The organism is Curtobacterium sp. CFBP9011, assembly GCF_034045095.1.
Taxonomy (GTDB): Bacteria; Actinomycetota; Actinomycetes; order Actinomycetales; family Microbacteriaceae; genus Curtobacterium.
The window spans coordinates 81,979-94,581 of the sequence record NZ_JAXCWN010000004.1; the positions used below are offsets into that span (position 1 = coordinate 81,979).

The window sequence follows — 12,603 nt, forward strand, 5'->3', positions numbered from 1 at the left end:
CGCGGGCGGGCGCCTCTCGAGCAGTCGGCGGTCGGGGGACAAGTCCGCAGAGGCGCTGGACCCGGCACCCCGACGTGCTGGTACTCCTGGGGGATCGGCCGCACCCCGCGGTCGAGGACGAGGTGGGACGCCATGGTCGACGCGAGGACCTACGACGAGTCCGGGTACTGGTACCCCGACCGCGCGACCAAGACCGGCGTGGAGCTCCTCAACGCGATGCGCCGCTACCGGTCCGCCGAGGTCGCCATGCGGCAGCGCACCCGCGACACCATGCAGCTCGGTCCGACCGACATGGCCGCCGTCCGCTTCCTGCTGCAGGCGCGACAGCGCGGCACCGTGGTGAAGCCGACCGGCCTGGCGGCGCACCTCGGCATCACGACGGCGTCGACCACGGCGCTGGTGAAGCGACTCGTCGCCGCCGGCCACGTCGAACGACAGACCGACCCGAGCGACGGCCGCGGGTTCCTGCTCGTCGCCACGGACAACGGCGACGACACCGTCCGGTCGCACCTGACCGGGGTGCACGCGCGGATGATCGCCGCGGCGGACCGGCTCTCGGCGACGACCCTCACCGAGATGAGCGCCTTCTTCGAGGACCTGACCGCCGCGATGGACGAGGCGGCCACCGGCGACGTCGTGCCCGACGACGCCCGGGGCGCCGGGGCCGTGGCACTGCCCGCGCACCACTGACCACGGCACGGCGCCGTCAGAGGCGGAACGGGTTCGTCCGCGTCACCGCCAGCAGGTACCACGCCGTCGCACCCGTGTGCAGGCTCGCGTAGTACAGGTCCCCGAACCCGGTGTCGAGCCCGTCCGACGACGCCGACACGATCCCCTTGCCGTCCCCGTTCGGTTGCGTCCGCTGCGCGAGCTGCACGCTGTCCAGGACCGACGAGGCCCGGGCCCGGTCGCCGCGTGCACCACGGGTCTCCAGCGCGAGCGCGAGTTGCCCCGAGCCCTCGAACCAGACCTTGCTCGTGTCGGTGTCCGAGAACGACGGCCCGGTGTACGGACCGTCGTGTGCGATGAGGGTGTCGAGCACCCACTCCACCGACGCCGAGTACCGGCGGTCGAGGGTCGCCAGGAACGCCCAGACCTGGACGTCCTCGGGGATCGGCACCCGGTTGACCGTCACGCCGTCCGGGTCGGTGCCGGTCCACAGGTGCCCGTCCGTCCGGTCCTGCATCGCCCGGACGAACGACTCCGCCAGTGCTGCTCGACGCTTCCACACCCGGTCGCCGCTGAGCTGCGCCAGCTGGGTGAAGAACGCGGTCACGTCGATGTTGTGCTCGGTCGACTTGTACGTGATCGGCTGGTCGTCGGCGTTCCGACCACCGGTGTACCCGGCGGGCTGACGGACGTCGTCGCGGGCGTGCTCCTCGATCCACGAGCCGAGGCGGAGGGCGCCGTCCAGGAACCGCCGCTGCCGCGTCACCGCGTACAACCGGCAGAACGCCATCCCGACCCACGACTGGTTGCCCGTGTAGGCGGCGGGGGAACCGATGTCGATCGGCCGCGGCGGGCTCGCGACCGGGAACGTGTCCGGTTGGTACGACGCCCGCGTCCGGCCGTCCCCTATCGGGTCCGCCGCCTGCAGGGACAACAGGGTGTCACCGAGGACCGTCGCCCGCTGCACGTCGCTCCGCCGACCGCGTCCGAGCCACGCCAGGACCATCAGCGCGTCGTCGTACGCGAACGAGGACACGAACTCCGTCGGCAGGGACGCGAAGTAGCCGCCGGAGTAGCTCCGCGGCAGCCGGAGGGCGGTCCCGCTGCCGTACTCGTCCATCCGCAGGTCGAGGTACTCGTACGCCAGGTCCCGGGAGCGTGTGCGGGACAGCGTGGGAGCTCCGGGCCGGCGGCCGGCGCTCGGGACGGTCGCCGTGCCTCCCGGGCTGGCCGAGGCGACCCCCGGTGAACCGAGGGCCACGGCTGCGGCGGCGACGGCGACGGCGCCACCGAGGACGACGCCACGGCGGCTGAGCGAGCCGGACGCGCGGTGGTCGGCAGGGGTGGACGGCTCGGAGGGACGTGTCGGGTCGGTCATGGCGTACTCACTTCCAGCCGCGGCGGTCGCGGCGGACGGTGGATCCGGACGGGAGGGGCGCCGGACCGACCGGGTGGTCGGCGCCGACAGGGGCCGTGGCGACCGACGCGGCGGACGGGAGGCCCGGCTCGGCCGGGTCCCGCCCCTCGCGTCAGGCGGTCGTCACGGCGGACTCGGGAGCCAGGTGGGCGGCACCGAGTGCGGCGAGCGGCTGGTCGAGCGGTGCGAGGCGCACGCGGGACGAAAGGCCGAGCGACGCGACGAAGGGGGAGGCGCGTGCGGCCTCGTCGAAGTCCGCGCGGAGCGGCAGGAGGAGGCGCTCGCCGAGGGTGGCGAGCCCGCCACCGATGACGACGGACTCGACGTCGGCGGTCACGACGAGGATCCGGACGGCCGAGGCGACGCCGGTGACGAACCGGTCCCGCACCGCGGTCGCGGCCGGGTCCCCGGCGTCTGCACTGTCGAAGACGTTCGTGGCGGTGCTGCCCGGGTGTCCGGGCCAGGCGGTGGCCAGGGCCGAGCCCGACGCGACCGTCTCGAGGCAGCCGCGCTGCCCGCACACGCAGACCGGGCCGTCGGCGAGGACGGGGATGTGACCGACCTCGCCGGCGTTCCCCCGGGCACCGCGCCAGAGTCGTCGGTCGACGACGATGCCCGCCGCCAACCCGGTGCCGATGTTGAGGTAGGCGTGCGGCCCGTCGAGCTGCATGGCCTGCGCCGCCCCGAGCGCGGCGACGTTGACGTCGTTCTCCACCTGCACGGGCAGTCCGACGTGCTCGGCGACGAGCGGTCCGAGGGCGACCTCGGACAACCCGAGGTTCACGGCGTGCCGGACCCAGCCGGTCTCGTGGTCGATGAGCCCGGGGATCCCGATGCCGACCGCGGTCGGTGCCGTGCCGGTCCGGGCGCGGAGCGAGTCGATCACCTGCAGCGTGTTCCGGACGACGGCGTCGGCGCCGAAGCCCGTCGGCACGCGGACCCGGTCGACGGTCTCGCCGGTCGGGGCGACCGCGACGGCATCGATCTTCGTCCCGCCGATGTCCAGGCCGATCCTCATCGGGAACCGGTCGTCGGGGTGTCCGGCCTCGGCGTCGAGGACGCGGCGTCTGGGCTGCGCATGCGGGTTAGTAAACACGCCTTACGCATCCGTGGCAAGCGATGACTTCCGCCTGTTTCCGCCAGATCACGCACGTGTTACGGCTGCAGATCGGGTCTTGACAGGTGATTAGGAACGGTCCTTTACTAAGGCAACCGCTCGGAGGGAGGAGATCTGATGCCGAACGAGACGGACGTCCAGACCACCTTCGGCGCGCAGCTCCGACGCTCCCGCAGCAAGGCGCTCCCGCAGCACAGCCGAGCCCACAACCGCTCGCTGATCCTGCAGACGCTCTTCACCGACGGGGCCATGAGCCGCGCCGACCTGTCCCGGCAGTCGGGCCTCACCCGCCCCACCGTGTCCGGGCTCGTGGCGGAACTCGAGGTCGACGCACTGGTCACCGAGCTCGGCCCGCGGGAGGACCTGCGGGTCGGCAAGCCCGCGACGCTCATCACCCTCAACGTGGACGCGTTCCACATCGTCGTCGTCGACCTGTCCCTCCCCGACCACTTCGTCGGGGCGGTCACGAACCTCCGCGGCGACGTGGTGGACAGCGCCAAGATCGAGGTCGACGGTGCCACCGGGGAACAGGCCGTCGTCCGGATCATCCGGCTGGTGGAACGCCTCGCGACGATGACCACCCGCCGCCTGCTCGGCATCGCGGTCGGCTGCCCCGGGGTCATCGACGCCGACGGCACCGTGCTGCACTCCGTGGCCCTCGGCGCCGACCTGCCGCTGCAGGCACAGCTCACCGAGCACTTCCGGCTGCCCGTGCACGTGCTCAACGACGCCAACACCGCGGCCCTCGGGGTGCACGCGTTCGAGGCCGAGCCCGGCAACGACCTGCTCGTCGTCGCACTCGAACACGGTGTCGGCACGGGCATGGTGCTCGGCGGCCGCCTGGTGCTCGGCGAACGGTTCGCCGCCGGTGAGATCGGGCACCTGACGATCGACGAGGACGGCGAACCCTGCCTCTGCGGTCGCCGGGGCTGCCTCGAGGTCCTCATCGGCGCCGAGCACCTGACCCGCCGGATCGCCGCGTCGCCCGACAGCCGCGACGCGGTCCTGCGCTCCGCCGGCAGCACGCTGGGCGGTGTCCTCGCGCCGATCATCAGCGCAGTGAACATCACCGAGATCGTCGTCACCGGCCCCGCCGACCTGGTGCAGGGCCCCTTCATCCAGGCCGTCCGCGCGACGGCCACGGCACGGACCCTCGCGAGCGTCGGCAACGACCTCGCCGTGACCGCCACCTCCACCAACAGCGACCTGATCCTCCGGGGCGGAGCAGCCTTCCTGCTCGCCGCGGAGCTCGGCGTGAGCTGACCCGACCCGACACCGACACCGCAGAACGACCACCAAGGAGAAGCAATGCGTACGACGAAGTTCGCGGCAGCAGCTGCCGTGGCCCTGACCATCGCGATGGGCCTGACGGCCTGCTCCAGCGCCGGCAACGCCGGTGGCGGGGGCGGCGGTGGGACCAAGGACGTCGCCGACGTCAAGGGCGACGGCAAGACGCTGACCGTGTGGGCCATGACCGGGGACTACTCCGACAAGACCATCGCCGCGATCAACAAGGAGTTCGAAGCGAAGACCGGCGCGAAGGTCAAGGTGCAGATCCAGCAGTGGGACGGCATCACGACGAAGATCTCCACCGCCCTGGCGACGAACACCCCGCCGGACGTCCTCGACCTCGGCAACACCCAGGTCGCCAGCTACGCCGCCAACGGGGCGCTCCTCGACCTGACTCCCTACGAGAAGGACCTGGCGCAGGGGCAGACCTGGCTCGCCGGGCTCTCGGACCCGGCGACCGTCGACGGCTCGCTGTACGGCGTCCCCGGGTTCGCCGGTGCCCGGTCGGTCATCTACAACAAGCAGATGTGGGCCGACGCCGGCATCACGACGGCCCCGACCACCTACGAGGAACTGACCGCGGACCTCGACAAGGTCAAGGCGAAGAACACCGCGAACGACTTCTCGGCCTTCTACATGCCCGGTCAGTACTGGTACGCCGGCATGCAGTTCGTCTGGGACGCCGGCGGCGAGATCGCGACCGAGCAGGACGGCACCTGGACGGCCGGCTTCGGTGACGCGAAGGCGCAGCAGGGTCTGACGGACTTCAAGGAGTTCGCGAACGACTACTCCTCGAAGGCCTCGGCGACGCTCAACACCGACAGCCCGGACATGAACCAGGTCTTCGCCGACGAGAAGGCCTCGGCCATCCTCAGCACCAGCGGCACGCTCGGGCTCATCGAGCAGGCGAACCCCGAGATGACGGCGGACAAGCTCGGCACCTTCCCGTTCCCGGGCAAGTCCGGGAAGACCCAGCCGGTCATGCTCGGCGGCTCGGACTGGGGTGTGGCCGCGAAGTCGAAGAACACGGACCTGGCCCTGCAGTGGGTGAAGATCGCGTCCGGCCCGGACATGCAGAGCAAGTACGTCTACGGCGACAACGGCTGGATCCCGAACAGCACCGACGGCATCAAGGCCGCCGACTCGACGCTCAGCGACATCAACAAGGGCTTCTTCACGGCAGCCCTGAACTCGAAGGCGACGCCGGCGAACTCCCGCTGGGCCGACCTCGAGGGTGACCAGAGCATCAACGACCTGTTCTCGAGCATCGTCTCCGGCTCGAAGACCCCGGAGGAGGCCGCCGCGACCTTCGACAAGGCAGCCGACGCGACGCTCAACAAGAAGTAGGCCGCACTCCTCGACCGACGCAGGACGGCGCGGGTGCCCCGGCACCAGCCACGGCGACCACCGCGGTACCCGCACCGTCCGCCCCTCACGGAAAGGCCAGACGTGACCGTCTCCGCCACCCGCCCGAGCCAGGAGCGCACCGGCCGTCCCGCCCGCTCGTCCGCCCCGCTGTGGCTCCTCACGCCGGCGGGCCTGGTGCTCGTCTTCGTGACGATCGCCCCCATCGTCTTCCTGGTCTTCACGTCCTTCACCGACTACGACCAGCGCTCGCTCTACACCGGGGCCTACGACGCCGTCGGCCTGGCGCAGTACGTGCAGATCCTCACCGACCCGACGTTCTGGGCCTCCCTGGTGCGCACGGTCCTGTTCACCGCCGCGATGGTGCTCGGCAGCATCCTCATCGGCGCCGGCGTCTCCCACCTGATGACCCGGCTCGGCGTGGTCCTCCGGTACGCCGTGACGATCGTCCTGATCTGCGCCTGGGGCATGCCGAACGTGGCGTCCTCGCTCGTGTGGAACTGGTTGTTCCAGCCGGGCTACGGCGTCGTGAACTGGGCGCTCACCCAGCTGCACGTCTTCGGCGACATGACGAACACCGACTGGGGCAACAGCGCCGGACTGGCGTACACGTCGATCTGGATGCTCGTCGTCTGGCAGGCGGTGCCCTTCATCGCCCTGACGCTCTACGCGGCCGAGACCCAGATCCCGCTCGAGGTGAAGGAAGCCGTCCGGCTCGACGGCGGCTCCGAGTGGACCGTCTACCGCGTCGTCACCATCGAGTACCTCCGCCCGACGCTGCTCCTCGTGACGATGCTCTCGATCATCTGGGACTTCAACGTCTTCAACCAGATCTGGCTCGTCTCGCAGGGCGGCCCCGACGGTGCGACCTCGACCCTCGGCGTCTTCACCTACATCACCGCGTTCGTCGGGCACGACATCGGCACCGGGTCCGCCGTCGCCGTGATCGCCGCGCTGATCCTCATGGCCCTCAGCGCCCTCTACATCCGGAACCTCGTCCGATCGGGAGAAGAGCTGTGACCACCGCACTGCCGACGGGCGTCCCCGTCGACGCCGACGTCCCCGCCGCCGTCCCCACCCCGAAGGGCGTCGCGGCCACCGAGCGCATCCGCCGCCGCCGCCGACCGGTGCGGTGGATCAGCAGCACCATCGCCGTGGTCTTCTGCGTGGTGTGGATCTTCCCCGTCTACTGGATGGTGAACACCGCGTTCAAGCCGCGGTCGGAAGCGCTGACGAGCACCCCGCTGTTCGCCCCCGCACACCCGACGATCGACAACTTCGTCACCGCGTTCACCCGCGCCGACTTCCTCGTCTACCTGAAGAACTCGAGCATCGTCGTGGTCGGGGCGGTCGTCCTGTCGCTGGTGCTCGGGATCCTGGCGTCGGCGGCGCTGTCGCGCTTCCGGTTCCGCGGACGCCGGACGATCCTGGTCGTGATCCTGCTCGTCCAGATGCTGCCCGGCACCGCACTGCTCATCCCGCAGTTCCTCATCTTCAACCAGACCGGGCTCACCGGCAGCTACTTCGGCCTGATCCTGGCCTACGTCGCCGCGGTGCTGCCGTTCTCGATCTGGGTGATGCGCGGATTCTTCCTCGCCATCCCGATCGAGATCGAAGAGGCGGCCCGCATCGACGGCGCGAGCACCTGGCAGGTCCTGACGAAGGTGCTGTTCCCGCTCGTGATGCCCGGCGTCATCGCGACGAGCGTGTTCGCGTTCATCGCCGCGTGGAACGACTACATCGTCGCCTACACGTTCATGCAGGACCAGGCGCACTACACGCTGCCGGTCTGGCTGGCGTCCTTCACCACGCAGACCGCCGGCACCGACTTCACCGGGCAGATGGCCGCCTCCGTGCTGTTCTCGCTGCCCGTCGTGGTCTTCTTCATGATCATCCAGCGCAACCTGGTGTCCGGCATGTCCGCGGGAGCGGTCAAGGGCTGAGCCTCGGGGACAGCCGGACTGAGTAGCGTCGACCGGGACACGAAGGAGACGGAACACATGTCGAAGAAGAGCCGGACCACCAGCACCTTGACGCGAGCCCTGCTGCTCGGGATCCTCAGCGGCGGTCGCTCCGCCACGCCGCTCGCCGTCCTCGGACTGCACCACGGCGACAAGGACCTGCGCGGTGAGTGGCAGGACTGGAAGACCTTCGACTCGTCGATCGGTCGCGCCGGTCTCGTCGTCGGCGCCGCGGGCGAGATCGTCGCGGACAAGATGCCGAAGACCCCGAACCGGATCGCCTTCCCGGCGCTCCTCGGGCGCATCGGTGCGGGCGCGTTCGCCGGTCTCGCCCTCGGCACCACCACGAAGTCCGGCAAGTCGGACCTGCGCATCGAGGGCGCGATCCTCGGCGCGATCGGAGCCCTCGTCGGCTCCTACGTCGCCTGGGCCGCCCGCAAGGCCGTCGGCGCGGTCCTGCCCGACCCGGTCGTCGCCGTCGCCGAGGACGTCGCCGTCATCGCCGGCTCGCGCGCGGTGGTGCGCGCCGGCTGACGCGACCACCTGACGGACGGGAGGCCCGGCACACGACGTGCGCCGGGCCTCCCGTCCGTCGACGACACCTGTTGCGTAGACTCCCGGGCATGTCCAGGATCACGACCCCGTTCGACGCCACGACCACCGCCGCGGAGGTCCTCCGCGGCATCGACCTCACAGGGCTGCGGGTCATCGTGACCGGCGGTGCCGCCGGGATCGGCGCGACGACCTCGGCCGCCCTCGTCGGTGCCGGGGCCTCGGTCGTCCTCGCCGTGCGGCGGCCCGAGCAGGGGGAGCGGACGGCCGGACGACTCCGCGCCGACGTCCCGGGTGCCTCGGTCGAGGTCCGCCCGCTCGACCTCGCCGACCGTGCCTCCGTCCGCGCCTTCGTCGCCGCGTGGACCGGGCCGCTCGACGTCGTCATCGGCAACGCCGGCGTCATGGCGACCCCCGAGCTCCGGACGCCGGAGGGCTGGGAGCTGCAGTTCGCCACGAACCACCTCGGGCACCACAGCCTGGTCACCGGCCTCCGTGATGCCCTGCGCGCCGGGGCGGACCGGACCGGTCGCGCCGCACGGGTCGTCGCGTTGAGCTCCGCCGGGCACCACACCGCCGGGATCGACCTCGACGACCTCATGTTCGAGCGGCGCCCCTACGACCCGTGGGTGGCCTACGGGCAGTCGAAGACCGCGAACGCGCTCTTCGCGGTGGAGGCCACCCGACGCTGGGCCGCGGACGGCATCATCGCGAACGCCGTGCACCCCGGCGGCATCCTCACCGACCTCTCCCGGCACCTGTCGCACGAGCAGGCGCTCGCGATCGGCATCGTCCACGAGGACGGTTCGCCGGCCGAGGGCTTCAAGACCCCGGAGCAGGGTGCCGCGACCTCGGTGCTCGTGGCGGCGTCACCGCTCGTCGAGGGTGTCGGCGGCCGGTACTTCGAGGACTGCGCCGAGTCGGTGCCGGCGAGCGACGACCGGCCGCTCGTGGGAGTGCGCCCGGAGGCGCTGGACCCGGAGTCCGCCGAGAAGCTGTGGGACGCGAGCGACGCGTTGCTCGCCACGCGCTGAGTCGTCAGCGGAGCACGCTGCGGTGCCGCCCCGAGCACGTCGGCGCGTCAGACCCCGGTCGCTGTCGCGGTCGTGCCGGCCGCCGACGTGGCGGTGGTCGCCGAGTGGCCCGTGGCGACGATCGCGCGGGCGAACCGCCGCGCGATCGCGGTGTTGGCCGCCGTCGTCGGGTGGATCCCGTCGAGCGACGTGCCCGGGGCGTACGCGCCGTCTGCGGTGCGGACGGCGGCGAACGGGTCGATGACCGTCCAGCCGTGGTGCCGGGCGTCGCTCGCGAGGTCACGGTTCATCTCGGCGTTCCCGGTCCGCCGGTCGACGCCCCACAGGCTCGTCGTGTGGTCGGACGGCGGGGTGTCGACGACCAGGACGTGCGGTGCGCCGTCACGGGCGACCAGGGCGTTGATCGCTGCGATCGTGCGGGTGGCCGGGACGTCCTGGTTGACGTCGTTCGTGCCGAGCTCGACGACCAGGACGTCGGCTCCGGGCACGGCGGGCATGAGCGCGGCGACCTGGTCGGCACGGTAGCCGCTGTGGGCGTACCCACCGAGGGCGTGCACGGCAGGATCGGCGGCGAGGTCGCGCAACCACGAACCGGGGCGGGCGGTGACCGAGTCTCCCGCGTACGCGAAGCGCACGCCACTGGGTGCTGCCGTCCCGAGCGGCCCGGTCAGCACCTGGTCCGGCGTGTGGTCGAGTTCCCACGTGCGCTCGGCGTCGACCCGGACGGTACCCGCCGGGACGACGTCCGCGCCGCGCTCGTGGGGCGCACTCCCGACGACCGCCGGGTGTTCAGCCGCCGAGGCGATGCCCGGCACCACCACCACGCCCGCGCCGAGCAGGGCGGCGGCACCGAGGACCCCCGCGACGCACAGCGTGCGTCGGCGACGACCCGGACGTGGCTCGTGGACGCGGGGCTGACGGAGGGCACGTGGTTGCACGGCATCACCGTAGGACCGACCGGCTCGCGCAGGCCGCGGGCCGGATGGGAAGTGGTCCCGCTTCCTGAGGTCCTTCCGAGCGGACCACAGGAACCCGGGACGTCAGCGGGCCCCGAGGCCGCCGGTCACCAGCGTTCGTGCACCGTCGCGCGGAACCACCGGTCGTAGAGCTCGTGCACGGTCGCGTCGAGGTCGGCCGGCAGGTCGAGGGACCCGGCGGCGGCGTTCGAGCGGGCCTGCTCGGCGTTCCGGGCACCCGGGATCGCGGCGGTCACGCCCTCCTGGGCGACCACCCACGCCAGCGCTGCCTGCGGGACGGAGACGCCCTCGGGCAGGGACGCGGCGAACTCCTGCGCCGCACGGACACCGTCCTCGAACGGCACGCCGCTGAAGGTCTCGCCCTGGTCGAAGGCCTGACCCTCCCGGTTGTAGGTGCGGTGGTCCTCCGGCGCGAACGTCGTCTCGGTCGTGTACTTGCCGGTGAGCAGCCCCGAGGCCAGCGGGACGCGCGCCAGGATCGCGACCCCGGCCTCCCGGGCGGCGGGCAGCACGCGGTCCAGCGGCTTCAGGCGGAACGCGTTGAGGATGACCTGCACGCTCGCGACCCCCGGGCGGGCGATCGCGGTCAGGGCCTGGTCCGCGGTCTCGACACTGACGCCGTACGCCGCGATCGACCCGTCGGCGACCAGGGCGTCGAGCGCGTCGTAGACGGCGTCGTCGGAGAAGACCTCGGTCGGCGGGCAGTGCAGCTGGACGAGGTCGAGCGTGTCCTGGCCGAGGTTCTCGCGCGACCGGTCCACCCACTGCCGGAAGTTCGCGGCGACGTAGTTCGACGGCACCTGGTCGACGCGGCGACCCATCTTCGTCGCGACGGTCACCCCGGCCTCGGGGTGCGCGGCGATCCAGCGGCCGATGAGCTGCTCGCTCCGGCCGTCCCCGTACACGTCGGCTGTGTCGAACAGGGTGGTGCCGGCCTCGGCGGAGGCGTCCATCACGGCGAAGGCGTCCTCGGCCGCGACCGGACCCCAGTCGCCGCCGAACTGCCAGGTGCCGAGTCCGATCACGGAGGTCTCACGGCCGGTACGGCCCAGTGTGCGTCGCTGCATGGGATCGACGCTAGCCCCTGGTCGCCGGGCGGACGGTGGCATCGTCCGCTGCGCGTGGCGAGCGGCGGGCCGCGCGTACGGTGACGGCATGAGCAGACAGCGCGTCGTCGTCATCGGTGCCACCGGCCACATCGGCACCTTCCTCGTCCCCCGTCTGGTGCGTGCCGGTCACGACGTCGTCACCATCAGCCGCGGCACCCGCGCGGCCTACGTCGACGCCCCGGAGTGGCAGCAGGTCGAGCAGGTCACCGCCGACCGCGAGCAGGAGGACCGCGACGGCGTCTTCGGCGACCGCATCGTCGGCCTGCGCCCCGACGTCGTCATCGACCTCGTCTGCTTCACCCTCGAGTCCGCCACCGCCCTCGTCGACGCGCTCCGCGGCACCGACGTGCACCTGGTCCACTGCGGCTCGATCTGGCGCGCCGGACCCAGCACCGTGCTGCCCGTCACCGAGGAGAACGCGACCCCGCCGGTGGGCGAGTACGGCACGCAGAAGGACGCCATCGCCCGGATGCTCAAGGAAGAAACCGCCCGTGGGGGTCTCGCAACGACCTCGCTCCACCCGGGGCACATCAGCGGCCCGGGCTGGGCGCCGATCGGCCCGGTCGGCAACCTCGACCCGTCGGTCTGGCGCACGCTGTCCGCCGGGGAACCCCTGCTCGTGCCCGGCCTCGGTGTCGAGACGATGGCCCACGTCCACGCTGACGACGTCGCCCAGGCCTTCGCGCTCGTCGTCGAGCACCGAGACGCAGCAGCCGGCCAGGACTTCACCGTCGTCGCCCCCACGGCACTGAACGTGCGGGGGTACGCGGCGCTCGCCGCGTCCTGGTTCGGTCAGGAGGCCCGGCTCGAGCCCGTCACGTGGGACCGGTTCCGCGAGGCCGCCGCCGCCGAGCACGCAGACGCGAGCTGGGAGCACCTGTCGCGCAGCCACGTGTTCAGCATCGACAAGGCGCAGCGGCTGCTCGGGTACGCGCCGCGGTACACGGCGGAGGAGACGGTGCTCGACGCGGTGCGGTGGCTCGTGGAGCACGGGGAAGTCGAGGTGGCGGCGACGTTGGTCGTGTGAGGTCGAGTCGACCCATCTGAAATGCGATGTACTTGACATCAGTACCGTACACCTGACAGCCTCGGCCTGCCTCAATCGGGGGCAG

Annotated in this window: 12 protein-coding genes; 8 read left to right on the forward strand and 4 right to left on the reverse strand. The window is 71.8% G+C overall.

The window, feature by feature from the left end:
* Positions 1–132 precede the first annotated feature (132 nt).
* The gene (locus tag SOM35_RS10020) at positions 133–690 is read left to right on the forward strand and encodes a MarR family winged helix-turn-helix transcriptional regulator (RefSeq protein ID WP_111074101.1); all 558 of its coding nucleotides are present in this window, start codon (positions 133–135) and stop codon (positions 688–690) included.
* A gap of 16 nt (positions 691–706) precedes the next feature.
* Here SOM35_RS10020 and SOM35_RS10025 read toward each other — a convergent pair whose 3' ends face one another.
* Both SOM35_RS10025 and SOM35_RS10030 read right to left on the reverse strand, forming a co-directional pair.
* Positions 707–2,047 (reverse strand): AGE family epimerase/isomerase, encoded by a 1,341-nt coding sequence (locus SOM35_RS10025; RefSeq protein WP_320515287.1) that lies wholly within the window; start codon positions 2,045–2,047, stop codon positions 707–709.
* 151 nt (positions 2,048–2,198) lie between these two features.
* On the reverse strand, positions 2,199–3,104 hold the full coding sequence (locus tag SOM35_RS10030; RefSeq protein WP_320515288.1) for an ROK family protein: 906 nt from the start codon (positions 3,102–3,104) through the stop codon (positions 2,199–2,201).
* Positions 3,105–3,320: 216 nt separating this feature from the next.
* Between SOM35_RS10030 and SOM35_RS10035 the strand changes: the two genes are divergently transcribed.
* From SOM35_RS10035 to SOM35_RS10060, 6 genes are all read left to right on the forward strand, one after another.
* Entirely contained in the window at positions 3,321–4,466 is a 1,146-nt protein-coding gene (locus tag SOM35_RS10035; protein ID WP_320515289.1) for an ROK family transcriptional regulator, read from the forward strand.
* Between the two features lie 45 nt (positions 4,467–4,511).
* Complete coding sequence (locus tag SOM35_RS10040) at positions 4,512–5,840, forward strand: sugar ABC transporter substrate-binding protein (protein WP_320515290.1); 1,329 nt, start codon at positions 4,512–4,514, stop codon at positions 5,838–5,840.
* Positions 5,841–5,942: 102 nt separating this feature from the next.
* Positions 5,943–6,878 (forward strand): carbohydrate ABC transporter permease, encoded by a 936-nt coding sequence (locus SOM35_RS10045; protein WP_111074097.1) that lies wholly within the window; start codon positions 5,943–5,945, stop codon positions 6,876–6,878.
* On the forward strand, positions 6,875–7,801 hold the full coding sequence (locus SOM35_RS10050; protein ID WP_290155607.1) for a carbohydrate ABC transporter permease: 927 nt from the start codon (positions 6,875–6,877) through the stop codon (positions 7,799–7,801). The genes SOM35_RS10045 and SOM35_RS10050 overlap by 4 nt, the downstream gene beginning before the upstream one ends.
* Positions 7,802–7,858: 57 nt before the next feature.
* A complete protein-coding gene (locus SOM35_RS10055) occupies positions 7,859–8,353 on the forward strand; it encodes a DUF4126 family protein (protein ID WP_320515291.1) in 495 nt (164 codons plus the stop codon).
* 89 nt (positions 8,354–8,442) lie between these two features.
* Positions 8,443–9,405 carry an SDR family NAD(P)-dependent oxidoreductase gene (locus tag SOM35_RS10060; RefSeq protein WP_320515292.1) on the forward strand — a complete coding sequence of 321 codons (963 nt, stop codon included), beginning with the start codon at positions 8,443–8,445 and terminating at the stop codon, positions 9,403–9,405.
* 47 nt (positions 9,406–9,452) lie between these two features.
* Here the strand turns inward: SOM35_RS10060 and SOM35_RS10065 are convergent, their stop codons facing one another.
* Complete coding sequence (locus SOM35_RS10065; protein ID WP_320515293.1) at positions 9,453–10,343, reverse strand: SGNH/GDSL hydrolase family protein; 891 nt, start codon at positions 10,341–10,343, stop codon at positions 9,453–9,455.
* Between the two features lie 125 nt (positions 10,344–10,468).
* On the reverse strand, positions 10,469–11,449 hold the full coding sequence (locus tag SOM35_RS10070; protein ID WP_253465579.1) for an aldo/keto reductase: 981 nt from the start codon (positions 11,447–11,449) through the stop codon (positions 10,469–10,471).
* 88 nt (positions 11,450–11,537) lie between these two features.
* Here SOM35_RS10070 and SOM35_RS10075 point away from each other — a divergent pair, with 88 nt between their 5' ends.
* Complete coding sequence (locus tag SOM35_RS10075; protein WP_320515294.1) at positions 11,538–12,518, forward strand: NAD-dependent epimerase/dehydratase family protein; 981 nt, start codon at positions 11,538–11,540, stop codon at positions 12,516–12,518.
* Positions 12,519–12,603 lie beyond the last annotated feature (85 nt).